The 24,832-nt window shown below is 52.4% G+C and carries 20 protein-coding genes; 9 read left to right on the forward strand and 11 right to left on the reverse strand.

Going from position 1 to position 24,832, the window contains the following annotated elements:
* Positions 1 to 6: 6 nt before the first annotated feature.
* Together L855_RS06145 and L855_RS06150 are read right to left on the reverse strand one after the other, a co-directional pair.
* Positions 7 to 1,287, reverse strand: a complete 1,281-nt coding sequence (locus tag L855_RS06145; RefSeq protein WP_159785529.1) for an ABC transporter substrate-binding protein — start codon at positions 1,285 to 1,287, stop codon at positions 7 to 9.
* Positions 1,288 to 1,454: 167 nt separating this feature from the next.
* Entirely contained in the window at positions 1,455 to 2,165 is a 711-nt protein-coding gene (locus L855_RS06150; protein WP_159785532.1) for a choice-of-anchor W domain-containing protein, read from the reverse strand.
* Between the two features lie 180 nt (positions 2,166 to 2,345).
* On the opposite strand from L855_RS06150, the gene L855_RS06155 reads away from it, so the two are divergent.
* Positions 2,346 to 2,738: a VOC family protein gene (locus L855_RS06155; RefSeq protein ID WP_159785535.1), complete on the forward strand. Its 393-nt coding sequence runs from the start codon at positions 2,346 to 2,348 to the stop codon at positions 2,736 to 2,738.
* On the opposite strand, the gene L855_RS06160 is transcribed toward L855_RS06155, so the two are convergent.
* Positions 2,728 to 3,033: a hypothetical protein gene (locus L855_RS06160; RefSeq protein WP_159785538.1), complete on the reverse strand. Its 306-nt coding sequence runs from the start codon at positions 3,031 to 3,033 to the stop codon at positions 2,728 to 2,730. The genes L855_RS06155 and L855_RS06160 overlap by 11 nt on opposite strands.
* 236 nt (positions 3,034 to 3,269) lie before the next feature.
* On the opposite strand from L855_RS06160, the gene L855_RS06165 reads away from it, so the two are divergent.
* Both L855_RS06165 and L855_RS06170 read left to right on the forward strand, forming a co-directional pair.
* On the forward strand, positions 3,270 to 3,965 hold the full coding sequence (locus tag L855_RS06165; protein WP_159785541.1) for a uracil-DNA glycosylase: 696 nt from the start codon (positions 3,270 to 3,272) through the stop codon (positions 3,963 to 3,965).
* A gap of 526 nt (positions 3,966 to 4,491) precedes the next feature.
* Positions 4,492 to 5,025: a pentapeptide repeat-containing protein gene (locus L855_RS06170; protein WP_219729878.1), complete on the forward strand. Its 534-nt coding sequence runs from the start codon at positions 4,492 to 4,494 to the stop codon at positions 5,023 to 5,025.
* Positions 5,026 to 5,047: 22 nt separating this feature from the next.
* Here the strand turns inward: L855_RS06170 and argF are convergent, their stop codons facing one another.
* A complete protein-coding gene (gene argF / locus L855_RS06175) occupies positions 5,048 to 5,968 on the reverse strand; it encodes an ornithine carbamoyltransferase (RefSeq protein ID WP_159785544.1) in 921 nt (306 codons plus the stop codon).
* 143 nt (positions 5,969 to 6,111) lie between these two features.
* Here argF and L855_RS06180 point away from each other — a divergent pair, with 143 nt between their 5' ends.
* A complete protein-coding gene (locus L855_RS06180) occupies positions 6,112 to 11,817 on the forward strand; it encodes a trifunctional serine/threonine-protein kinase/ATP-binding protein/sensor histidine kinase (protein WP_159785547.1) in 5,706 nt (1,901 codons plus the stop codon).
* A 155-nt stretch (positions 11,818 to 11,972) separates the two neighbouring features.
* Here L855_RS06180 and L855_RS06185 read toward each other — a convergent pair whose 3' ends face one another.
* Both L855_RS06185 and L855_RS06190 read right to left on the reverse strand, forming a co-directional pair.
* Positions 11,973 to 12,854, reverse strand: a complete 882-nt coding sequence (locus L855_RS06185; protein WP_219729880.1) for a metal ABC transporter permease — start codon at positions 12,852 to 12,854, stop codon at positions 11,973 to 11,975.
* Positions 12,855 to 13,037: 183 nt separating this feature from the next.
* Positions 13,038 to 13,850 carry a metal ABC transporter ATP-binding protein gene (locus tag L855_RS06190; RefSeq protein ID WP_159785550.1) on the reverse strand — a complete coding sequence of 271 codons (813 nt, stop codon included), beginning with the start codon at positions 13,848 to 13,850 and terminating at the stop codon, positions 13,038 to 13,040.
* A 221-nt stretch (positions 13,851 to 14,071) separates the two neighbouring features.
* On the opposite strand from L855_RS06190, the gene L855_RS06195 reads away from it, so the two are divergent.
* The 4 genes from L855_RS06195 (at position 14,072) to L855_RS06210 (ending at position 17,625) form a co-directional block, all read left to right on the forward strand.
* Positions 14,072 to 15,016 carry a metal ABC transporter solute-binding protein, Zn/Mn family gene (locus L855_RS06195; protein ID WP_343039243.1) on the forward strand — a complete coding sequence of 315 codons (945 nt, stop codon included), beginning with the start codon at positions 14,072 to 14,074 and terminating at the stop codon, positions 15,014 to 15,016.
* A 168-nt stretch (positions 15,017 to 15,184) separates the two neighbouring features.
* Complete coding sequence (locus tag L855_RS06200) at positions 15,185 to 15,412, forward strand: DUF7219 family protein (RefSeq protein WP_159785553.1); 228 nt, start codon at positions 15,185 to 15,187, stop codon at positions 15,410 to 15,412.
* A gap of 132 nt (positions 15,413 to 15,544) precedes the next feature.
* A complete protein-coding gene (locus L855_RS06205) occupies positions 15,545 to 16,903 on the forward strand; it encodes a CRTAC1 family protein (protein WP_159785556.1) in 1,359 nt (452 codons plus the stop codon).
* Between the two features lie 71 nt (positions 16,904 to 16,974).
* Positions 16,975 to 17,625, forward strand: coding sequence for a hypothetical protein (locus tag L855_RS06210; RefSeq protein ID WP_159785559.1), 651 nt, complete (start codon positions 16,975 to 16,977; stop codon positions 17,623 to 17,625).
* A gap of 75 nt (positions 17,626 to 17,700) precedes the next feature.
* On the opposite strand, the gene L855_RS06215 is transcribed toward L855_RS06210, so the two are convergent.
* Positions 17,701 to 19,110 (reverse strand): aminotransferase class I/II-fold pyridoxal phosphate-dependent enzyme, encoded by a 1,410-nt coding sequence (locus L855_RS06215; RefSeq protein WP_246198744.1) that lies wholly within the window; start codon positions 19,108 to 19,110, stop codon positions 17,701 to 17,703.
* A gap of 100 nt (positions 19,111 to 19,210) precedes the next feature.
* On the reverse strand, positions 19,211 to 20,704 hold the full coding sequence (locus L855_RS06220) for a hypothetical protein (RefSeq protein WP_159785562.1): 1,494 nt from the start codon (positions 20,702 to 20,704) through the stop codon (positions 19,211 to 19,213).
* A gap of 153 nt (positions 20,705 to 20,857) precedes the next feature.
* Between L855_RS06220 and L855_RS06225 the strand changes: the two genes are divergently transcribed.
* The gene (locus L855_RS06225) at positions 20,858 to 22,120 is read left to right on the forward strand and encodes an L-lactate MFS transporter (protein ID WP_159785565.1); all 1,263 of its coding nucleotides are present in this window, start codon (positions 20,858 to 20,860) and stop codon (positions 22,118 to 22,120) included.
* Positions 22,121 to 22,245: 125 nt separating this feature from the next.
* On the opposite strand, the gene L855_RS06230 is transcribed toward L855_RS06225, so the two are convergent.
* The 3 genes from L855_RS06230 to L855_RS06245 form a co-directional block, all read right to left on the reverse strand.
* Entirely contained in the window at positions 22,246 to 22,872 is a 627-nt protein-coding gene (locus tag L855_RS06230; protein ID WP_159790995.1) for a Uma2 family endonuclease, read from the reverse strand.
* 179 nt (positions 22,873 to 23,051) lie between these two features.
* Complete coding sequence (locus tag L855_RS22375) at positions 23,052 to 23,966, reverse strand: glycine-rich domain-containing protein (RefSeq protein ID WP_343039244.1); 915 nt, start codon at positions 23,964 to 23,966, stop codon at positions 23,052 to 23,054.
* 141 nt (positions 23,967 to 24,107) lie between these two features.
* Positions 24,108 to 24,821 carry a hypothetical protein gene (locus L855_RS06245; protein WP_159785574.1) on the reverse strand — a complete coding sequence of 238 codons (714 nt, stop codon included), beginning with the start codon at positions 24,819 to 24,821 and terminating at the stop codon, positions 24,108 to 24,110.
* Between the last annotated feature and the right edge of the window lie 11 nt (positions 24,822 to 24,832).

Genomic DNA, 24,832 nt, shown 5'->3' on the forward strand with positions numbered 1-24,832 from the left:
ATTTCCTTATGGCTGTTGCCAAATCCGGTCAATTCGCCGTTGGGCAGTTTCTAGGGCCGTCACGGGATCTGAACCGAGTAAGGTTTGTTCGATCGCCCGCCCGAGACTATCGGACAGACGAGCATAGTTGGCAAGGATAGGACGAGAATGCGCTCCTGACATTTGCTCCAGAAAAACAGTGAGGATGGGGCGATCGCCGAGGTAGGTTTGATAGACCTCGCTCTCCTGGGCCGTTGTCGTGACCGGGAGATATCCCGTCCCAAGGGCCCATTGTGTCTGAAAGCGATCGCTCAATACAAACTCCAGAAATTCTAACGCTGCCTGTTCCCGTTCGGGGCGAGTTTTCATGACAAATATCTGTTCTCCCCCCAAGACGGTGGCCTGTTGCTTGGCGGCGGGGATAGCCATGGCATCATAATCAACGTCTGATTCTTCAAGTTGTTTTAGAGTCCAGGGACCCGTTAACTGCATGGCTACACGGCCAGCGAGATAGTCATTGAGTTCATAGCCTCGTTCCGGTTGGGAGAGTTTCACGGACCCGTCGGCAACCAGATCGGCCCAAAATTCCAGAGCGGCGATCGCTTCTGGGGTGACCAGGTTAGGCCTTCCCTCTTTGATTAATTCACCCCCCATCCCATAGAGAAATCCTAACCAGGTGAAGACAGTCCATTCCCCTTTTCCCAGGGATAGCAAAATCCCATGGCGATCGGGCCGGCCATCGCCATCCTCATCAACGGTGAGGGTTCGGGCCACCTCCCGCAACTCTTCCCAGGTTCGGGGTAAGGTCTCAATCCCCGCCGCCTCGAAAAGACTGGGACGATAAAACAGGCCTAAGTTGTTGGTGGCCATGGGAATTGACCAAATCTGGTTATCGAGGGTCATCTCTCCCAATACGGCCGGATCGAGGTTTTGCCGTTGCGGATAGGCCTCAAACCAGTCCTCTAGGGGACGAATCGCCCCCAACTCCACCAGTTGGCCAGTAATCATGGGGGTAAACCACAACAAATCGGGGGGAACCCCACCCACGACGGAGGTTAGAATTTTCGGCAGTTGTTGATCCGGTTGGCCCACATACAGGGCCTCGATTTGAACATCGGACTGTTCGGCGTTAAATTCCGCCACCAGTTCATTGAATACATCCCGATTGGGAGGTGGGTTGATCCCATGCCACAGGGTCAGGGTTAGGGGAGTGTCGCCCGGCGATGGAGTCATCTGACAGGCTGTGAGGAGAAGACTACAGCCGAGGGCTAGAATGACCCGTTGCCAAGCTGATATCCGTGATTTCATTATCTTGAACCTAAACGTGACCTGCTCTCTATTGTGGGACACAATTGTGGGACGGATCGCGAGGGTTTACGTCTGGATTTGTTTCTGGAACAGGCGAAAAAAAAACCCCACTGGGTAGAGTGGGGGAAAAACGACGAAGAGAGAATCGAGAATGGGTTGGGGTTGTCTTAGCTATGGCGACGGCGTTTGAGTTGACTGGCACCGGCTGCCATTAAGCCTAAACCCAGAATTGAGGCAGGTTCGGGAACTGGCTGGGTGTCATCCCCTTCCACCAGTTTGATTTGATAGGCAAGGTTGGACCGAGTAGGGCGATCGCCCTCCCAGGAAAAGACGGAGGTTCCGGTTAAATTGAAAGGACCTGAGACATCCGTGATATGGAGATATTGGGAGGAGTTCCAGAAATCGCAACCACTAGCGTCTTGGCATTGGAAGAAAGAGGTTTCACTAATCGCAACCCCATTGAGAAATAGGTTTTTCACTTCCGCACTGTTGCCCACCTGACGAGCAGTGGTACGAATCAAGAGGTCAGAAAAGCTATTTTGGGTCACAGTCTTACTGACGGTGACACCAGCGACGTCATAAATAAGTTCACTGCCATCAAAACTTAAGGAGAAGTCATATTCCGCTCCATTGACCCAACTAAACTGCTGATGGGTAACGTCGGTGAAATTAGAATTATGAATGTCGATTTCGTAGTCCCCAGGCCCTTCTATGCCAATTCGGCTCTCGGCAGCCCAGGGAGTTTCAACTCCCAAATCTTTGAAGGCTTGTTCACCGTCCAAATGACCAGCAATGCTAAAGGCATTCGCTTGAGGCGCAGCGATAGCAACTCCGAACAGGGGGAGGGATAGACTGAGGGCGACGAAACGACGATTCATGATGGTTCTCTCTTGGTTGGACTCGGGACATATCTAGGATGGATACACCCTAACGAATTCCATTTCCCCTTGTCACCCCATTTTGTGAGACTTTACCAAAACTTGTTTTTAGACCTCAATTCTTTGGGGAACTTTAAAGTTAGGATGAAGTCTATAGTGAGTTATCCCTCCCGTTAAACTATGAGCCTGGGTCTTTGTAATGGTTTTGTTACAGTTGCCAGTGACCAAGTTGAGGTCCTGGTTGAGTTTTACACGCGTCTGTTCTCCCAGCCTCCTCAAACCGAGAGTCCGGGGACTTATGCGGAGTATCAGGTTCCCGGACTGCGACTGGCGATTTTTAAGCCTAGCACCGCTCATCAGAGGGAATTTTTAGAGTTGGCAAGGGGGACAGAGGCCCGGGGAACCATGAGTCTCTGTTTGGAGGTGAAGGATATTTATGGGGCGATCGCCCATTTAACGGCCATGGGCTATCTGCCTCCGGGGCCGCTGATGACGGCCTCCCATGGTCAAGAGATCTATGGCTATGATCCTGATGGGAATCGCTTGATTCTCCATCAAGGGCCTACTGGCTGAGTTCCTGGAGGCTGAGGAACATGAGTAAGGTGGTTAAGCCTAATAGGGCTGTGGCCCGGGTGCGGCCAATGCGGCGATCGCTACGATGGGGGCGAATCCACTCCCGCACCCAAATCGACATCCCAGCGCCAAAGACGTAGCTGGCACTGAGAACGACATAGGGCCATCGATCTTGCCATAGCCACAATAGCAACATGACGGTGGCTAGACTCAACATCAACAGTTCCACAAAGCGAGGGGGATGGGTCCGACTCGCAAGGATAAGGGTTGGCCAAAGAACTTCCCGAAGGCGCATAAGAACTAGGGGTAGGGGTTGGGCAGTCTATTAGGACAGTTGCTCCTGCTTCTAAGATAGCGAGCAATGGGTTTAGAAGATAGGGCAGACCTCGCTCATGAACGTAAATGACCTCTAGGCCTCGACTCAGACTCAATGGCCCTTAATTGCCGTCCATCAGTCTCTCCCTCTCCCTGAGGCGACCAAGACGGGTTAGGATGAAGGGGCAAAATTTCCTGACTTGCCCTCTTTTACTGATGTCTGAGCACGAACAACAACTGAGCCTGTTTGGAGACCCCTCCCCCCAGACTTCCCCGACGGCCAGGGTTGAGGATATCCCGACAGATGCTTCAGTTCCCATTGCCCCAGGAACCTATGAGACCCTCGAACAGTTAAATGACCATTGCCAGAGTTGTCAACGCTGTGGACTGGCATCAACTCGGACTCAGGCGGTGGTCTCCCGAGGCAATCCTCAGGCCCCCGTGGTCATTATTGGGGAAGGGCCCGGACAACAAGAGGATGAGCAGGGCTTGCCTTTCGTGGGACGCTCGGGGGAATTGTTGGAAAATATTTTAGCTTCTGTAAATTTCGATACTGAAAAAGACGTTTATATATGCAACGTGGTTAAATGCCGTCCTCCCGGTAACCGTAATCCCACTCCCCAGGAAATTGAAGCCTGCAAACCCTATTTATTGGAACAGATTCGTTTGGTCGACCCCAAGGTGATTCTAATGACAGGTGCTGTAGCGGTGAAAACCCTGTTGCAGGAAAAGCGGGGAATTACTAAAATTCGGGGTCAATGGTTTGAATGGGAAAATCGTCTCTGTATGCCTATTTTCCATCCGGCTTATTTATTACGAAACCCCTCTCGGGAAAAAGGGAAACCCAAATGGCTCACCTGGCAAGATATCCAAGCAGTGCGGGCAAAAGTTGAGGAGCTAGGTGCGCTCTAAGACTTGTCAGGCAAGGGTTTATTGATTTTAGCGAGATGTACGAAAGCCAGATTCTGTCTCAATTTCAACGGTTTCAAAAAACTCTGATTCCGAGAAACGATGAGAGTTGGATACTGGGAATATCATTGTGAAGATCGAGATAGTTAAAATAGTCCACGCTCCGTATAGAAGCACTGTCTCGCGACGTAGTTTTGGCTGCTTGGTTAAGTTAGGCAGAGAGCTATTGCTCAGGGTTTGGTTGGGAGTTTGTTTAAGAGTCGGTTTCATGATTCAGGACAATCGCAAAGAACATCGGGCGGACAGCGTTTCGCTTGATGTCTTTATTATCGCCCAGAACTTGGTAAAGCACCTAAGACCTGTGTCGCTTGTCTAAGTGATATCCCTTAGCTGAGATTGCGATCGCACAGTGGGGTTAAGGCGATCGATATCACAGGAAAACGGTAATGCCCTAGCCTACCTGCAATGTAGCTCTTTGAGCCAAGATGTGTGTATAACAGAAGGTATATTTTTTAAGGAGTAGTGTACTGTGACCTTTTGGCTAACCCGCGTCACGCCAGACCAATTTACTCAGTGGCTCTGGCGAGCTGGACTGTTGCTGTTCATCCTGTTAATAGGACTAGGGAGTGGTTCCCCGGCGGCGATCGCTCAAGAGAATACGGTCAACTACACCCTGACTGATTTGCGCTACCGGGATTTCACTCATGCCGATCTCGAAGGGACAGCCTTGGCAGGCGCAAATATGAAGGGGGCTAACTTTGAACAGGCCAATCTGCGAGGAACCATCCTCACCAAAGGAAGTTTCTTTGAAGCAAATCTCGAAGGGGTGGACTTAACCGACTCCTTTGCCGATCGCGTGGTGTTTGATCGGGCCAATCTGCGTAACGCCATCTTTGTTGATGCGATCGCCAGCAGTAGCACCTTTACCGAGGCCAATATCGAGGGCTGCGACTTCTCGGGCACGATTTTAGACCGCTTCCAAGTCGTCAAGCTGTGCGATCGCGCCCAAGGAACCAATCCCATCACCGGCGTAGCCACTCGCGTCAGTCTGGGGTGTCGTTAGGCCCTAAAAGTTGGCCCCGAAGCTAAACCGCCCCGAGAATACTTGCCAACAAGGCCTTCTGAACATGCATTCGATTCTCCGCCTGATCCCAAACTCGCGAGTGGGGGCCTTCAATAGCATCGTCTGTAATCTCCTCCCCTCGGTGAGCCGGTAGACAATGAAGGAGAATCACCTGAGAATCGGCATGGGTGATGAGATCCTCATTCACCTGATAGGGTTGGAACACAGGAATGCGATCGCGAGCCTCCGCCTCCTGGCCCATACTGGCCCAAACATCCGTATAAATAGCCTGTACTCCCTTAACCGCCGCAACAGGGTCATTTAAAACCTCCACCTGAGCGCGATCTCCGGCCAACTGACGAGCCGTCTTCACCATCTTGGCATGAGGTTCAAACCCAGGCGGAGTCGCCACCCGCACATTGACCCCCAATAACGCGCAACAGAGCATCAACGAGTGAGCCACATTATTGCCATCGCCCACATAGGTAACCGTCGTTCCCTGAACCTCACCAAAACACTCCCGCAACGTTAGTAAATCCGCCAACGCTTGACAAGGATGGGCCAAATCCGTCAAAGCATTGAGAACAGGAATCTTGGCATAATCAGCAAATACTTCTAAATCAGCGTGAGCAAAGGTACGAATCGCCACTACATCTAAATAGCGGTCTAACACCCGTGCCGTATCCGCCAAGGGTTCACCCCGGCCCACCTGAGTCACCTTGGGGTTGAGGTCAATCACCTGTCCCCCCAACTGATACATGGCCACAGAGAAGCTCACCCGAGTCCGGGTCGAGGCCTTATAAAATAGTAATCCTAAGACTTTTTGACAGTGGGGGGTAATGTCCCCGGACTTTAACGCCTGTGCCAGTTCTAGCACCCCCTCAACCTCAGCCGCGCTCAGGTCTGTTAGACTCAAAAAATCACGTCCGTTCAATCCACTCATAATTGAGTTGGTTGTCATGGATAACACTCCTGTCAACACCGCCCGGTTCCAGCGTTCATAGACTATACCATACCCCTACTGCCTACTGCCCACCGCCTACTGCCTACTGCCTACTGCCTACTGCCTTTCTCCTAACTGTCTTGATGCTTTCTCTTACTGGCTATCACATCATCGAAGCGATTACCGCTGAACCCTCCCAAACTCTGGCGGGTTCTGATGCCGATCGCCATCGACGAACCCGTCCCAAAAACCAAGTCTATCGGGCGTATCGCCAGAGCGATCGCCAACCGGTGATTATTAAAACTCCCAGCCGGGAATGCCCGCAATTAACAGAGATTGCGCGTCTTCGTCATGAGTATGATGTGGCCGCCTCTCTCCAGAGTCCCTATCTGATGGCAGCCCTCGATCTCAAACAGAGTCCTACGGCCGCGATTTATGAGGATATTGGTGGAACGTCTCTCGATCGCCTCTTCACCCGAGAGTCAGGTCCGCCAGACTGCCCCGCCGCGCTTCTGAAGTATCTAGAAATTGCTATCCAACTGGCCAAAGCCCTGCGAGATCTTCATCAAGCCAAAATCGTCCACAAAGACATCAAACCCTCCAACATTGTCCACAACCCCAACACGGGCCAGGTTCAACTGATTGACTTTGGCATCGCCTCTCGTCTATCTCAAGAAACCCATACCACCACCAGTAATCGCCCCTTTAATAGTCTCGAAGGAACCCTGGCCTACCTCTCTCCAGAACAAACCGGGCGCATGAATCGACGGGTGGACTACAAAAGTGACTTCTACTCCCTCGGGGTCACTTTCTACGAACTACTCACGGGGCGAGTCCCCTTTCTGAGCCATGATGCCTTAGAGCTGGTTCACTGTCATATCGCTAAAGTCCCCACCCCGCCTCAACTGCTCAATCCCGACCTTCCTCTGCCCCTGTCGGATGTGGTGATGAAACTCCTGTCGAAAAGTGCTGAAGACCGCTATCAAAGCGCCTTTGGCTTACTCAAAGACCTGGAAATCTGTAAAGAGCAGCTAGAACGCCAACAGACCATTTCTGCCTTCCCCCTGGCTCAGTTCGATCGCACCACAGAACTCCAGATTCCAGCGAAACTTTACGGACGGGAGACCGATGTAGCTCGCTTGATGCAAGCGGCTGAGCGGGTGATGTCCGGCGGAGGAACAGAACTATTGTTAGTCTCTGGCTATTCTGGGGTCGGAAAATCAGTTTTGGTGCAAGAAATTCACCGTCCTGTGGCTCAGTACCGTGGTTATTTTGCCAGTGGTAAGTTTGAACAGTTAAAACGCAATCTACCCTATTTCGGCTTTCGTCAGGCAATTCTCGGCATTTTGGAACAGCTTCTGGCCGAAAGTCAACCACGACTCAAGGCCGTGAAGCAGGATTTACAAGATGCCTTGGGGGCGGCGTCGAGTTCCCCCTTGAGTTCTCCTTCAAAATCCAAGGTAGGGGGAAGCAAGGGGGGACATTCCGGCAGTAACGGGCCGCGAGTTTTCCAAGGGATCGCTCAGCGCCATCAGACCGTTTCTCCCCTGGTTGGGCCGATCAACTATCAAACCCTTGCGCTGCATCTGATCCCCGAACTCAAAGCACTATTAGACTCCCCCAATTCCTCGCCATCGGACGATCTTCTCTGGCAGGGAGAGGTACCGGCCCGCATTCAACATGAGTTATTCTGTCGTCTGTTTGATGCGATCGCCCAGCCGGAACATCCATTGGTTCTCTTTCTCGATGACCTGCAATGGGCCGATACGGCCTCGATTCAACTGTTAGCCGATTTGTTGTTGCGCTCCGGGCATGAGCGCGCTCAACCTCTATTGTTAGTGGGAGCATATCGGGAGAATGAAGTCACGGCCAATCATCCGTTGCTGTTGACTCTAGAGGAGTTGCAACGGGAGGGCATTCGTCCAGAACATTTAAGGCTGAAAGGACTTGATTTCAACTCGGTGCAACGTCTAATTGCCGATAGCTTGGCTTTACCGGAGTCGGAGGTAACACCTTTAGCGGATTTAATGGTGCGTAAGACTCATGGCAATCCCTTTTTCTTGACTCAGTTGTTGCTATCGTTGGCTCGGGATGAGTTGCTCTATTTCGATGGCTCCCAGGGACGCTGGTGTTGGGATAGCGATCGCCTGGCGTCGGTGGAAATTTGTGACAATGTCATTGATTTGACGGTGCGCAAGCTGCAAACCTTGCCCCAGGAGACTCAGAATTTACTGATGTTGGCCGCTTGTATTGGCAATCGCTTTGATTTAACCGTGTTGTCGGTGGTGAACGAGCGATCGCCCCGTCGCACGGCGGCGGATTTATGGGAGGCGATCGCCCAAGGCATGATCCTCCCCCTGAATGAGTCGTATAAAATTCCCCTGACTTTAGATGCGTCTGGGGTGAATGAGGCAGAGGATGCCGAAATTGCTAAGTTGCTAACCCCTTATCAGTTTCTCCACGATCGCGTACAACAAGCGGCCTTGGCTCTGATTAGTCCCGAAATTCGCCAGGATGTGCGCGTACAAATCGGCCGACTGCTTTTGGCCAGCACTCCGCCGGAGGCGTTGGAGGAGCATATTTTTGAGATTGTCAATCAGTTTAATGCCGGAGCGGCGTTGATGGTGCATCCCCAGGAACGACAACAGTTAGCACAATTGAATTTGATGGCAGCTCGTAAGGCCAAGGCCGCGAGTGCTTGGGAGACGGCGAGTGATTATCTGGATGTGGGACGGATTGCCCTGGGAGATGAGGGCTGGCAACGAAACTATGAGCTGACTCTGGCGGTGTATTTGGAAGCCCTAGAGGTGGAAGTGGCTTTGGTGAATCTCAGTCAACAGGCGTTGGAGTATGTGCCTCGTTATCGCAGTGAGGTGTTGTTGGCGACGGTGTTACGAGAGGCACGGGGTGATTGGGAGAAAGCCCGGGCCTATTTCCAACAATTGCGTTTCTATGGCTTACTGCAACGGGGCGATCGCGCTCAGTTGATGGCGGAACAAGGATTAGCGGCTCTGGGGATTGAGTTGGCAGCGACGGAAGGGTCGAGATTGCCCCAATTGCCCTTGCCATTGGCAGACGAGGCCCCAGAAGCGGCGTCCCCTCAACGACTGTTGGCGTTTGAGATGCTCAACACCCTGGCGGAGATGGCAGCGTTGATGGATGTTTCCCTGCTGCAACGGGCGATCGCCACGCAGGTGAGCCTCCTGCCCCAACTCCCACTGTCAGGACAATGGGCCTTAACCTGTACCTGGTTTGCCAGCTTAGAAGCGGCTCAGGGTCACTGGCGGCAGGCGCAAGAGGCGGCGGAGTGGGTTCAAACGGCCCTGGAACAGCCGGCCGTGATGGCAGAGTCGGAGATTATGACAACGGTACACATTCTCTTGGCGGCGCGAGTCCAACCCTGGTTTCAACCCCTTTCTGAGACCTTACCGGAATTGCGACAGGAGCTAGTGATGGCTCGGGAACAGGGCTGGTTCTCAGCCTTAGCTCAGGGGGCGTTATCCTATTGCAGCCAAGTATTTTGGGGAGAGCCAACCTTGGCCGCAACACGACAGGGACAGGAGATGGCGATCGCCAGCTTACAGGGAACCTATCCTCGTTTGGGGTTGGCAATGGCCCAGATTTGGCAGCCTTTTCTGAGACGCTTAATGGCAGACGGGGAGCAGTCCCCAGGGGAAGATCTCCATCGTGGGGGCGAACGTGGGGGCGAAACCTTTTTTACCCCGACTTCTGATGATCAATCCCTGATGCGATATTGGCAGACTTTCGTGACGCTTCTGTCGGAATTGCTTTTCGGAGAGTGGGATGAACCAGTGGCAACCGCGCGCACCCTCGGGCGTCAGTCTCCCATTAGTTTGGGGTTGGTGGATGGCGGCTATCAGTTGGCCTATCAACTATTGGCTCGCCTACGGGTTCCTCTGTCCTCAGAGGAGTTGCAAGAGGTCGAGGCCCAGCGCAATCGCCTAGCGGCGTTGGCACAACGGGTTCCTGAGAACTTTCAAGCTCTGTGTTTGCTGGTACAGGCGGAGTTATGCCAGCAGCAGGGTGAGGTATTGACGGCGATGGAATACTATGATCGCGCGATCGCGACGGCGAAGGACTATGGCCGCTGGTTTGATGCGGCGTTGGCCCATGAACAGGCGGCGACGTTCTATCGTCTAGCGGGGCGAGGAACCATCGCTCATGTCTATCTGCAAGGGGCAGAACGTCATTATCAAATTTGGGGTGCTTTGGCGAAGGTGCGTCGCTTCCTGAGTCCGCAACCCCTGACGCCATCGCTGGATCAAACCTGGAGTGACCCCCTCAATGCCACCCTAGGGTCAGCGCCTCTAGAAACAATGTTAGAAACCTCGGTGCAGTTGTCCACGGGGGATATGTTGGACCGGGTAACAGCGATTAAAGCGACTCATGCACTCTCTAGTGAGATTGTCTTGGAGTCGTTGCTGAGAAAGTTGATTGAGATTGTGCTGGAGAATGCTGGGGCCCAAACGGGGTTCCTGATTTTGGCAGGGCCCCAAGAGTTGGAGACAACGCCCGGTGATGTGCCACCGTTATTTGTAGAGGCGGCGGGAACGGTGACGACGGAACAGATTACAGTTCGTCAGGGACTAGCGTTGGAACAGTGTCAGCACCTGCCCCATTCCCTGATTTACTATGTGGCGCGACGACGGGAGGCGGTGGCGTTGGATGATGCGGCGAGTCAGTTGATGGGCCGTTTGGGAACGACTGAACGTTTTGCCAATGACCCCTATATTCAACAGTATCGTCCGCGATCGCTCCTCTGTGCCCCCATTGAACGGCAGGGAAAGTTGGTGGGGGTGCTGTATTTGGAAAATAATTTGACCGTGGGAGCGTTTACTCGGGAACGGCTGGATTTGTTGCGCTTACTCTGTTCTCAGGCGGCGATTTCCATTGAGAATGCGACGCTCTATGAGAGTTTACAGGCTTCAGAACGACGGGAGCGGGAACGGGCGGAACAGTTGGAACGTTCTCTGGCTGAGTTGGATTTGGCTAACCGTCAGTTAGTTCAAAGCGAGAAGATGTCGGCCTTGGGCCAGTTGGTGGCGGGGATTGCTCATGAGATTAATAATCCGGTGGGCTTTATTGTGGGGAATTTGACCCTGGCGGATAATTACATCCGGGATTTAATTGCACATTTACAACTCTATCGCGATCGCCTTCCTGAACCGGATGAGGAAATTATTGATCATGCCGAGGATGTGGATTTGGACTATCTATTGGAGGATGCCCCCAAGTTGATGGCCTCGATGCAGGTGGGGGTAGATCGGATTCGTGAGATTAGCAAGGCGTTACGGACGTTTTCTCGCAGCGATCGCGATCAACCAGTTCGCTATGATCTCCATGATGGCCTCGAAAGTACGCTCTTAATTCTGAAACATCGCCTCAAAGCGAATGCGAAACGCCCCGAGATTCAGATCGTCCGCCAGTATGGTTCCTTGCCGGAGGTACAGGCCTTTGCTGGACAGTTAAATCAGGTGTTTACGAATTTGATTGCCAATGCCATTGATGCCCTGGAGGAAACCAGTCAGGGGATGAGTTACCAACTGTTGCAGGAACAGCCGAATGTGATTACTGTGACGACGGAGTTATCGGAGGATGAAGCCTGGGCAGTGGTTCGTGTGGCGGATAATGGCCGGGGGATGTCGGAGACGGTGCGATCGCGCATTTTTGAGCGCAGTTTCACGACAAAACAGGTGGGCCAAGGGACGGGCCTAGGGTTATCGATTTGTCGCCAAATTGTGGTGGACAAACATGGGGGATCGATTGAATGTCAGTCCACGTTAGGACAAGGCACTGAGTTTATTCTAAAGATTCCCATACGTCGCTAAACACGAGAACATCCCTTCTCGGCAAGCCATTTGCGCATTACCCCTACATTGTTTCTGTTCCCCGTTCCCCGTTCCCTGTTCCCCGTTCCCTGTTCCCCGTTCCCCGTCCCCTGTTCCCTGTTCCCTGTTCCCTGTTCCCTGTTCCCTTCTTCTCCCTACTGCCTGCTGCCTTCTTCTCCCCTACTGCCTATTGCCTTCTTCAAAGATTGGCTGAGAATGCCATGGCGAGGACTGAGGAGGAGGCTAAGGCTAAATAGGCCCGTGGCAACCAGGACGATCGCCGGACCGGAGGGAAGGTTATAGTAATAGCTCAAATACATGCCGCTGATGCTGGAGAGAATACTCAACGCGGAACCGAGAACCATGACTTGGTGCAGTCGAGGAACGAGGAGGTAGGCGGTGGCTCCTGGGGTGATGAGTAGGGAAATAACGAGAATGACTCCCACGGCTTTGAGGCTGGCGACGACGGTTAGGGCAATGAGAATCATTAAACCAAAGTTGAGGGCGTTGGTGGGTAATCCGGCGGCTTGGGCCCCTTGGGGGTCGAAGCTATAAAAAAGTAGTTCTTTGTAGAGGGCAACAATGGTTGAAATAATGATAATTGCAATCAGAAATGTCTCTCTAACATCTTGAGAGCTGACTCCTAAAATGTTGCCGAACAAGAAATGCATTAAATCAACTTTGGTGTCTTTTTGGATAATGGTAATAAGAGTGATTCCCAGGGCAAAAAAGCTGGACAAAACAATCCCCATTGCCGCATCTTCTTTAATGGGCGATCGCGTGTGAATCCAAGCAATTAAAACGGTGCTGAGAATGCCAGCAATAAAGGCGCCAATGAGGATATTCACGCCCAAGAGGAAGGCGATCGCAACTCCAGGTAAGACGGCGTGACTAATGGCATCTCCGAGGAGTGCTAACCGCTGCACCATCAGGTAACTGCCCACGAGGGCGCACACGAGGCCCACACAAATGGCAATCATGAGCGATCGCTGCATGAATCCGTATTGTAATGGGTCTAGGAGAAGGTGGAGAATCATGGGGAGAAGAAGGTAGTAGGCAGTAGGCAGTAGGCAAAAGAAAAGACGTAGGGGCAATCCCTTGCGGTCAGCGAGCGATAGCCGAGCTGTGGTTGCCCTAGGCAGTAGGCAGTATGGGAAGCTTCCTCCTCTTCCTCTGTGACTCTGTGGTTCTCCCTCTTGCCTGTTTCTTGCCCTTTGCCTTTATTGGCTAAACTGTACAATTCCTCCGTAGGCGCGATACATATTGTCTTGAGTGAGAACTTGGGTGCGATCGCCGGTGGCAATGAGGTCGCGGTTGAGGAGAATGAGTTGGTCAAAGCGGTGGAGGCTTTCCCCTAAATCGTGGTTGACGACGAGGACGATTTTACCCGAGTCGGCCAGTTCTCGGAAGATTTGGAAGAGAATCGTCTCGGTTTTGCGATCAACGCCGGTGAACGGTTCGTCAAAACAAAAGATTTCGGCTTCTTGGGCTAGGGAACGGGCCAGAAAGACTCGTTGTTGTTGTCCTCCGGAGAGTTCCCCGATGGGGCGATCGCGAAATTCGCTCATTTTAACTCGCTCTAGGGCGGTGGCGGCGATGCGGCGACTGCTGGGGGAGTAGCGGTGCAACCAACCGGTTTTGCGGATGCGGCCCATCATCACCACGTCGGAGACGGTGGCGGGAAAGGTCCAGTCAATTTGCGATCGCTGGGGAACATAGGCGACTCGTTGAAGTTGCTGGGTGAGAGGCTTGCCGAGACTGTGGATGTGTCCCTTAGCTTGGGGAATTAGGCCCAGCATCCCTTTGATGAGGGTACTTTTTCCCGCGCCGTTGGGGCCAATGATGGCGGTGAGTTGTCCGGGTTGAATCTCTAGGTTGATGTTTCGCAGGGCCTCACAGTCCCGATAGCGAATGGTTAGGTTGCGGATGGCGATCGCCCCTGAGTGACTGGGGGCAATGTCGTCGAGGCGATGGAAAATACGAGGCTGGCTGAGTCTCCAAGGCTGGATGGAGGTGATAGAAAAGGGAAACATAGCTGATTAGTTTAGGCAATACAGACTAGACATTTTTTAGCGGGAAATAGCGGAAAATATTTGATTTTAGATTGTTGTGAGATCTTAATCTGTCTTACTTGATATGAGTAAAATTCAAAACAATCTCCCAGGTGGGACGGTAACCTCCCTTCAGTGTACCTCAATAATGAGACAAATATGATACGTTTATGAGACAAATATGAATGAGGTGTTTACAAAAGATGATGGGATTGAAAGCGTCTGTCTCAGCCGTGGTGAGTGTCTTAGTATTGGGGCTGGTTGGCTGTGGGCCGACTGTTCCGACGGGGGAGGAGGATCGGCTTAGGGTGGTCTCCACCAGCACCATGATTGGCGATTGGGTGGAACGTGTGGGTGGAGAGGCGATCGCCCATGAAGGCCTGTTGGAGCCGGGGGTCGATCCTCATGTCTATGAGCCAGTTCCTCAGGATAGTGTGGCGCTCGAAAATGCCGATGTCATTTTCTATAACGGCTATGACTTGGAACCTGGGCTGATTCGGTTAGTGGATTCGGTGGGAGAGTCAGCAGTACGGGTGGCGTTGGGGGAAATTATCCCGGCTTTGGATTTTGAGGAAGATGGGGAAATTGAACCCGATCCCCATGTCTGGGGAGATGTGCGTCATGCGATTACGATGACGAATCATATTCGGGATGTCTTGAGTGAGGAGTCGCCCCCCCATGACTCTATCTTTCTGCAAAATGCAGCCATGTTCACCGCTGAACTAGAAAACCTTGATGAGTGGGTTCGTGAGCAAATCGCGACAATTCCAGAAAATAATCGCCTGTTGGTCACGACTCATGATGCCTTTCAATATTATGCCAATGCGTATGGTTTAGAGGTTTTAGGAACCCTAATTGGCATTAGTACCGAAGAACAACCCAGCGCCCAAACCCTTCGCCAGTTGGTGGATGAGGTGCGTGAGAGTGGGGTTCCGGTGATTTTCGCCGAAACAACGATTAATCCTCAATTGATTAATACCGTGGCCGAGGAGGCTGGGGTGGAACTGGCGGAACGGGAACTTTACTCAGACTCCATTGGGGCCCCTGGAAGTGATGGAGACTCCTATATTCGGGCGATCGCCGCCAATACCTGCACGATTACCGATGCCCTCGGTGGAAGCTGTACGCCTTTTGAGTCGGGGCGTTAGGGGCCTGTTGCTGCCCACAGTGGCTGTCATTACTCGCTAGAATGAGGGCGATCAATTGATCGTCCTTCCGTAACTTTACGGCAGTGGTTAGATGAGCCTGCCCATCACACCCTCTGAAGCAAAGGGACGCTCTGATGCCGACTTTGGAACCTAAGGAGCCGACCCACCATGACCGACCGTGATCAGTTTATTTTTCCGCGTAACCGCTACTACGGTGATTTTAAGCCTGAAAATGTGGTGTTTAATGCCAATTTACAGGAGTTCGCCCAGCGAGTGAACTATATTTGTAACCTGGAGACGAGTGGCAAGCTGCCTCCCGATGAAGCCTATGACGCCATCAAGGATCTTTGGAAGCAGCTCAAAGCCTCTAAACGAGAGTTAAATATTGGAGACTAACCCTCCTAACCTGCTCAACGACAAGAACGCGGCCTGACCCTGAAGGGTTGGGCCGTCAGGCGTTCCTGGCCCCCTGCCCCTGTCAAGTTAGTTAGAATAGTAGGATATGCCTCACACGAATTCTCAGCACTAATGTTTATCAATGCCAGTCATTTGTTGCAGAGGAATCCCCGGTTGAATTATCAGGGTATTACGATTACCGATGTCGACAGAGATGGTTGCTTCGAGATCGTGGTGGCTGGCTGGGGTCATCCTAACCGGGTGCTGAAATGGGATGGAGAGAAACTTGTCGATCTCCACTATGAGGCGATCGCCGATCGCTTTGGGCAAACCCTGGGGATTATTGCCGGAGATCTCAATGGGGATGGTTGGGAAGAACTCTATTGTCTCAATCGCGATCGCCATGCCGATCGCCTATTAAGTGGACAAGAACAGCAATGGCAGAATCTGTTTGATAGCACAACCCTCCCGGCGACAGGTGGCCGTTCAGCCGTCTGTGTGGATCGCCGAGGAAACGGTTATTACGGATTTTTTACGGCGAATTCAAGTGGTTCGATCCACTTTTATGAGTTACGGGGCGATCGCCTCGAAGATGTGGCTGCCGAGATTGGTTTGACTCGGGTAGCGGGGATTCGGGGGATAGTGGCCCTTCCCCTGGTGAGTAAGGGGATGGATATCTTTGCCGCTAATGAAAATGGGGCTAATTGTCTGTTTCGTCATTCCCCGGATGGAACCTACGAGGAGATCGCCCTGGAGGCTGGCTTAGAGGATGTTCATGAACAAGGTCGTGGGGTGGCGGTTCTCGACGCTGATGGTGATGGCAAGTTCGATATTGTTTATGGCAATTGGGAAGGCAGTCATCGCCTGTTTTTACAGGGGGCGCGGGGACATTTCCGTAATGTGGCTCCCCGGGAAATGGCTCGCCCCTCTCGGGTACGAACGGTGATTGCGGCGGACTTTGATAATGATGGCCTCGAAGAGATTTTTTTTAACAGCCTCGGTGAACCGAATCGCCTATTTGGATTGCGGGATGGGGCCTGGCGACAGTTAGATATTGGTGATGCTTGGGAACCCGATGGCTTGGGAACGGGAGCCGCCGTGGGGGATTTTGATGGGGATGGCCGGTTGGAGTTACTGCTGTCTCATGGGGAGTCTCCGGGCCAGCCGTTGAGTTTGTATCGTCCCCAAACGAGCGATCGCGCTTGGCTACGGGTGGCCCCCCTCACTCGTCACGGAGCACCGGCGCGGGGGGCTATCTGCCGCCTCACGGTAGCCGGCCAGCATCAGGTCCGGGCAATTGATGCTGGAAGTGGCTATCTCTGCCAAATGGAACCGGTGGCTCACTTTGGTTTAGGACATCATCGTCATATTGATCGCCTGCAAGTGTTTTGGCCCGATGGCACAATGGTAACCCTCATCTCACCGATGATTAATCAATTGGTGCGAGTTCCCTATCCCGGCTCAAACAAGCCCTCGGCTGGATTCCCTTGAGTGGTGAGGGAATTGCTGAGGAATCCGCTATCCTTAAGGTGGGACGACGGCTCTAGGACATACCCAACCCCATGACGCAACAGGATTTACATGAACTCGCCCGTGAGGGAAATTCCCAGGCTATTTCCGCTCTCTTGAATCAGCAACTGAAATCCTCGGGGGTGCGATCGAAGGCGGTGATTAAGCAGGGCTGTCTCCATGTGATTTTAGAGGCAGATGATGATGTGCCCGATCGCCCTAGTTGTCTGGAGACAATACGGGTTAAAGTGGTCAACTGGGAAGTTGAAGGCGTTGATCGGGTACGGGTCTATGGCCGCAAAACAGGAAACTCAGCGGCCGCCTGGCAACAGGAGTTTGCGGTGGCGGTGGGGGGCTATTCTAATTTCTTGTCTTCCCAATCCCAAGGGGCGACCGGCTCTCCGGACATGGAGGATGTGCCGGAGGATAATGGGCCCCCTAAGTCTAAACCCACTCTGACGACCTCTTCCTCACAGTCTCCATTACAGCCGATTTTAAGAGTCCTCATCGTGATTGGAATGATTCTGGTTGCGGTTGGGGCTTATTTTATTCTGGAACAGTCCCAATCGGATGAGCCCGAAGCTAGGGCAGAACAGGCAACAGGCAATAGGCAGCAGGCAATAGGCAGCAGTAGGCAACAGGTAGGGGATTCTCTCCCAACTCAAAGTGTCTTAAGGCAATCTTCGATTGCTATAACCCGGTAAAGCGAGTGACCACAATTGCTAGAAGACTGGGACACCACGGCTCGACTATCGCTCGCCGACTACAAGGGTCAGTCCCTAACGAACAACAGTCAGAGATGAGCCGGTTGTGTCCTGACACCCCGTTAGAAGTCCTCCGGCGGCTAGGGTCGTTTGTAACTGGTTTAAGGTGCTTTCGGTGATACGTTCACCGGGGATGAGGAGGGGAATCCCTGGAGGATAGGGACAAATGAGTTCCCCGGAAATGCGTCCGAGGGCCTGGTGGCGAGGGAGAGTTTCTTTGGGCGCAAAATGGGCTTGACGAGGGCTGAGACTCAGAGGGGGAAGTGGGAGTAAATGGGTGAGGGCAAGCGGGGTTGGGATTGGGGCAGATTGGGCGAGTTTCTGGATGGCTTGGAGAAGCCGATCGCCGTCTGGGGGACGGTTGCCAATGGTGAGGGCAAAGGTGAGATGATGCAATTGGGGGAGTTCGCAAACGACGCCGAAGTCTGCGGTGAGTTGTTCGTCGAGGGCGTAGCCGGTTTGTTGGCCCAGCCGTAGGGTAAGGCGGGTGAGATCGTCGGCGTGGGGGGATAGGGCAACGGCGGGGAGTTGGCTGAGGTGCGATCGCAGATGCTGGGCTAGGTCTAAACAGGATTGTAACTGCTGGTGTCCTTGGGTGGCCATCTGTTGCCGGGCCATGTCTAAGCTGGCCAGAATCAGGGCGTTGGGGCTGGTGGACTGCACCAGGGGGAACGCGGCTTGGATGCGATCTGGGGAGATGCGATCGCCCTGATAATGTAACATCGCTCCCTGGGATAAGGCCGTTAAACTCTTATGGGTGGACTGAATGACTAAATCAGCGTTGCTCTCTAGGGCGGAGGGGGGACATTGAGGATGAAAGCCGAAATGGGCCCCATGGGCTTCGTCCACAATTAGGGGAATTTGATGACGATGGCAACAGTCCGCTAATCTAGCAATATCGCTGCAAATGCCGTGATAAGTGGGAGAGACGACTAAAACGGCTTTGATGTCAGGATTTTTAGTTAAGGTGGCTTCTAAGGCTTCTGGAGTGACCCTCAGTGCCATATCCCATTGGGGGTCGTACTGCGGTTGGATAAAGACAGGGTCAACTCCCGCTAAAATCATGCCGGCGATCGCACATTGATGACTATTGCGGGCCAGGGCTAATGTCTCGCCGGGGTTGCAGGTTGCCAAGATGGCCGCGATTACCCCAGCGGTGGAACCATTGGTTAAAAACCAGGTTTGTTTGGCGCCAAAGGCAGCGGCGGCTAACTCCTGGGCCTCTCGAAGGGGGCCCTGAGGTTGGAAGAGATTATCGAGTTCCGGCAGTTCTGGCAAGTCTCCCTGAAAGACTGCATGGCCGAGCCATTCTTTTAAGGGTTGGGCAATTCCTTCTCCCCGTTTATGACCGGGAAAGTAAAAGGGGGTTTGAGGGGTGTTGGCTTGAGCTTTAAGTGCGTTTAAAAAGGGAGTATTAGACTGCAAGGAAAAATTGATCGTGAATGAATAAGAGAGAGGTAGAGATGAATTTTTGCCGCTACAAGTTTGCGTCTTGTCTAAGAGAGTTGGCGATTAGCATCACAAACTATTTACGATTAAATAGTTTATTCCAAATATTAATTACCCAGGTTTCGAGTTTTAATAACAGACCGTCGAGCCAATGTAATACGGTTTCTAGGGGATGTCGGACATAGCGAACATCATTGACATAAGCCTCAATCCACTCGGGTTTAAACTCCGGTTGCCATTCCTGTTTGGAGTAGCGAGGAATTTGGCTTAAATCAGACGAACCGTCCGCGTCTTGGGAATGAGTTAGGGTTGAACCAGAGGACCGCGTGGCCTGGAGTTTTCCTGACCTGGGGACTTGAGGATAGACCATTTCTCCAGGGGAATCAGGCTGAGGGGAGGTTGCAGGAAACTCACCAAAGGGATTCTTGAGGCTGACTCCTTCGGGGAGGGGGATGGCTGCTGTTGCGGCGGCGATGACGTCGAAGGGATGTTTGGGAGGAAGTTCTGGACTGTCCCAGGGATCGGGTAGGCTGCTTGAGGTTGGGTTTCCCTTGGGGTGATGGGGACTGTCTAAGTCGAAGAAGTAGGCGATCGCCCGTTCGATCAGCTCTTGCACTCGGTAGTATAAACCTGAGGCATCGCCGGTCAGTTCAGAGCCATGAGAGGCGGAATGGCCGTGACGATTGAGGGCCCCACCGCTGGCGGAAAGTCGCCGTGGCTGGGTTCCGGTGATAGGAGGGGATGAGTCAACGTTAGCCCCTGCATTGAGTCGTCCCTTGGGAGAGGCCTGCTCGTCGCTGTTTCTGGGTTCAGAGCCAAAAAAGTAATCGATCGCCGCTTTGACAATCAGCCGAACTTTCACCCAGACTGGCTCGGGTTCTTCCACGATGGGGAGAAGATACTCGTTTTCTAAATGGGCGATTTGGCGATCGATGAGGGCGACAGCTTGGGGGGAGAGGACAAATCCCTTGGTTTCTCGTTCTGGGAGTTGGCGAGGACGGTGGGGGACCTGAACTAACTCGGATTCGTCAAACCAGTTTAAGGATAGGGCCAGGGGACTCCGTTGCATCCAACGCATGGCCCGATTAAAGACTCGTACTGGATAGGGTTTGGGGGCGGGACGAACGGCTTTTAGGGTTTGATGCCAATAGCTGGCGATCGCTTTGAGAAGATATTGGTCGAGATGCTCTTGTTGCGACGGCGGAATCACATCTAGGGGGCGATTATCTGGGGTGATCAAGAGCAACTGTCCGTCGGAACAGGAACTGGCGATGCCCCGAATTGGCTCTGAGGTGAGGTTGAGGCGTTCGGCTTCCTCTAGGATGTCTTTGATGGGGCGATCGGCGGCGGGAAGTGGGGCGGACTGACGAGCGCTGGTGCTAAATTGGCGATCGAGACGGCGAGCTGTCTGGAAGATGGCGTAAACTGGATATAGCACCGCTTGTACGGCAGTCTGAGCAGCAAAACGGACGTGACGGGCAGCTTTGGCGGTCGCATTGCTCAACCGCAGCGACTGTTCAGCGACAAAGTTGAAAAACCGGCTCTGATAACGACCTGTGTATGTAGACAACGTGCTTGGGCCCCATCTGCGTCTCTCCTGTCCTCCCGATTGTAACCCAGATGGAGACCGGAATTTTAGTGGATGTTACGGAATGTCTAAATGGGACTTGATTATCTTTCTTGATTCTTATAGATTTTAGAAATCTATAAAGCGGGGTGAGTGATGAATAGCTCAACACAGGCATCAGACCTAACACTCTTTGGACTGCCGCCAGAACGGGGTCGCTGGTTTCTGATTCCTTTGGGAATGCTGGTTCTGCTTTGTTTGGGGACGGTATATTCCTGGAGTATTTTTAGAAAACCACTGGAGGCTGAGCTAGATTTAACGGCAACGGAAAGTTTATTACCCTACATGATTGCCTTGCTGTGTTATGCGGTGACGATGCCCATTGCGGGGTTCTATATTACTCGCATGGGAACCCGTTTAATGACGGCGGTTGGGGCGGTTGTGGTGGGCCTTGGTTATGCCCTGGCCAGCTTTGCTAATGGGATTGGGGTGATGGTTCTTGGCTATGGGGTAATTGCGGGAATTGGGGTGGGGATTACCTATGGGATTCCCATGGTTGTAGCGGCTCGTTGGTTCCCGGATAAGAAGGGCCTGGCGGTGGGATTAACGATTGTGGGGTTTGGTTTGTCGCCCTTGGTGACGGCTCCTCTGGCGAAAGGCTTGATTGATCGCTATGGAGTTCAACCGAGCTTGTTGATTTTGGGGGTGGCCTTTACGATCATTATTTCGGCGATCGCCACCACTATGAAGTTACCCCCAACCTGTTGGATTCCTAGCCAAAATTCTAACGCTAAACCAAACCAGTCCGCTTGGGCGAGTTATCCCGAGAAGATGCTCAAAAGTCCCTCTTTTTATGGACTTTGGCTTTGTTATACTATTGGGACGTTTGTGGGCTTAAGTGCGATCGGGATTTCCAGTCCCGTTGGGGAAGAAATTATCGCCATTGATCCAGCGATGGCCGCCACCAGTGTCTCGATTTTTGCCATATTTAATGGGGTGAGTCGCCCTCTGTTTGGCTGGCTATGCGATCGCCTGCAACCCCGTTATGTGGCGATCGCCTCCTATGTGCTGATTCTCATTGGCTGTATTTTGATGCTGAACGCCGGAGAAGGACAGGTGGCAACCTATATGGTGGCCTTTTCTCTGTTTTGGTTTTCTCTGGGGGGATGGTTGGCCTTGGCTCCCACGGCGACGCTACGGCTGTTTAATCCCGATGATTATGCCCAAAACTATGGGATTGTCTTCACCGCTTATGGGGTGGGGGCGTTATTGGGAACGTTAGTGGCGGGACAACTGCGAGATTGGTTCGGGAGTTATGTCTATGCCTTTTATCCGATGGGAGGCTTGGCGATTGTGGGGATTGTCTTGGCAACGTTTATGTTGAAGCGCGATCGCCCTAAACTGGTAGTCTCTGAGTGAGGCTGGCTCAACGGCTATAGCAAAAATTGGTCTGAATAGGACAAAAAAACTTGGGAAAAGAAGGCAAGAGGCAAGAGGCAAGAGGTCGGAGATTCTCTTCCAACTCAGAGTATCCTTGCTGAGTGTCAATCAGGCAATCTTCGATTGCTATACCAAATGGTTGCCATCGTTAACGTGAACCCCGGTAATTCAGGCTCTCCGCTCACCTCTGCCAGGTTTTCCAGACATTGAGGGGCCTGTTGGGGGCGATAGATGCAAACTCGACGTTGCGGGCGATCGATGAGCCAGGCCAACGATGCACCATTGTCGATGTAGTCTTGCATCTTGGCTTGTAACGTCGCCAGTGCATCGCTTTTGGAGCGCAATTCCACGACAAAATCTGGGCAAATCGGCGCAAAGGAGGCTTTCTCCTCCTCACTAAGTTGATTCCATTTGGCTCGTTTAACCCAAGAGGCATCCGGCGATCGCATGGCCCCATTGGGGAGGGTAAAACCGGCACTGGAGTCAAACCCTAAGCCGGTTCCATCCTCTTCTGTCCAAATCCCCAGTTGTACGGCCAGGTTAAAATTGCGGTTTCCCGTATCGGAAAAAGCCGGTGGCATAATTTCAACCTCTCCCGTGACGGCCCGTTCAATCCGCAGTTGTCCATTCGCTTGGCAGAAGCTGAGGAACTCCTCACGACTCATGGGAGCCAAGGTCGGAAAGGAGACAATGACAGGAGCCGTCTCGGTTTGGATGCGAAGTGTCGTCATCTGATGTAGGCTTGCCATTCCTTGACCACCAACATCGACCAAAAATTTAACTTAAAATGCCAGGAGGCGGATTTGAACCGCCGACACGAGGATTTTCAGTCCTTGCTGCATTTTTGCTGGGATTGGTTTGGAATGGGCTTTTCGTTGGGTCGCGGTTTTAGTCTAGCCTAAATTTCAGCCTAATTTAGCCAAGAGATAGGGGGATTTGCAATCGGGTATCGAATCAGCAGAAATCCATCCCCTCCCTTCGCTCCTGGGCGATTCTGAGAATCCACCCCAACCTCACCACTCATGCCACCTGCCCCACCACCACTGCCATAAAGCCCTGAAGAAGGTGGATTTATACCATTCCCACCACTGCCCCCACCGCCGAGGCCTCCTGCGTTGAGATTGTGGCTCTCATCCGTTCCACCGCCCCCACCGCCGAGGCAATAGCCGTTATCAAGCAGCATCGCTCCAATAAATTCTCGCAAGTCTAATCCATTCCCACCTCTCCCTCTTGCCGGAGCGTTACCTGGGTTGCCAGCTTCTGTTGCCCCTCCTCCTCCGGCTCCAGTTCGATTACCTACGCCTAGCCCTCCATCAAATCCCTGCGAACCCAATCCTGCTTGATTGGTCCAGCTTCTGCCTCCTGCCCCGCAAGCGCCATTTCCCGCTGAAGCCGCACCGCCGCCTAGGGCAGGATAATCCAGAAAAGTGGATATTCCGCCTGGTTGCGCTTGAGTATCGTTTCCAGCAGGCGCTCCGGCTCCCCCAATTCCTAAAGATGGCGTGTAAGTTCCCGGTTGAAAAAGCCTAGGGGAATTAAGGTTATTGACCCATCCCCCAGCACCACCTCCCCCACCATGCCGAGATGCACCACCCCCGCCCGCTCCGGCGAGAAAAAAGCCGATTTTAGTTGAACTAAAAACTTCAAAAGATGTATTCGCCACAGTTAATAGATGTATTCGCCATCTTGTTTCCTCGTCAATCCACTCGAAAACCTCCCCGCCGGTGAGAATCAACTCTTCGGACTCCCATAAGGTGAATTTACCTAAAGCAATTTTTGATAATGGCTCATTACCCTTATAGGCACGTATAATTCTATCCGCCATCGTCTTCTTCTACTACTAAATAGATTGTACTCTCCTCTAATTCGCCATTTACTTTAAGGGTGTCATATTCTGACTGGATTAACACTGCAAACTTTAAGCCGGAAGCGATTTGAATGGGATTAACTAGCACAATACAAAATCCTAGGGCATTACGTACTGGGCAAACGTGACATTGTACACCAATTTATAAATGTTTGAAGACCCCGTAGCATAATCCCCGAAATTCAAGGTTATACCTCCTACCTTCCAATCGGTAGGAGTTCCATCTTTCAGGAATAGAGGTCGCGTTGGGACGTAAGGGGAATTCGAGCTATACGTGCCATTTGCTCCCAATCGAAAGCAAGCGGGCTGTTGCGACTGACTATCGTTGGAGGTGGGACGTGGATGGAATTGTAAAGAATACGAGTGAAGCGGCAAAGATTCCTCGGGATACGGCTCGGCAAGGGATGTACTTGCAGGTTGATAGTCCCCAAGAATTAACTGCGCTTGCTCGTTGAGGATTCCATAGTTGTTGCGAACCCGTAACAACGCAATCTCAAAGTACATCAAATCCATCGCTTCGTAAGCGCCTGACACATCCCAGTAACTTGTGTGCCCATACCCTGAGTTAGTCCAATCCTCTAGTTGCCACTGCGGATTGCCACCGGTTATTGTACGACAGCCCGCAATACAGGGCTTTACATCTTCGGTTTCTCCCCCATAGCTGTGGACTCCAATCCTTTGCTCATCTGCAGGGGATGTCAACTCAACAGAAATCGCCAGCGTTGTGCTAAACGTTGTGCTGTAATCCCAGTAGGGCGACGCGCTAATGTCGCCGATGCTGATATTTGATGTCGGCTGATTGATTAAAGGCATTTCTACTCTTC

The organism is Sodalinema gerasimenkoae IPPAS B-353 (assembly GCF_009846485.1).
Taxonomy (GTDB): domain Bacteria; phylum Cyanobacteriota; class Cyanobacteriia; order Cyanobacteriales; family Geitlerinemataceae; genus Sodalinema; species Sodalinema gerasimenkoae.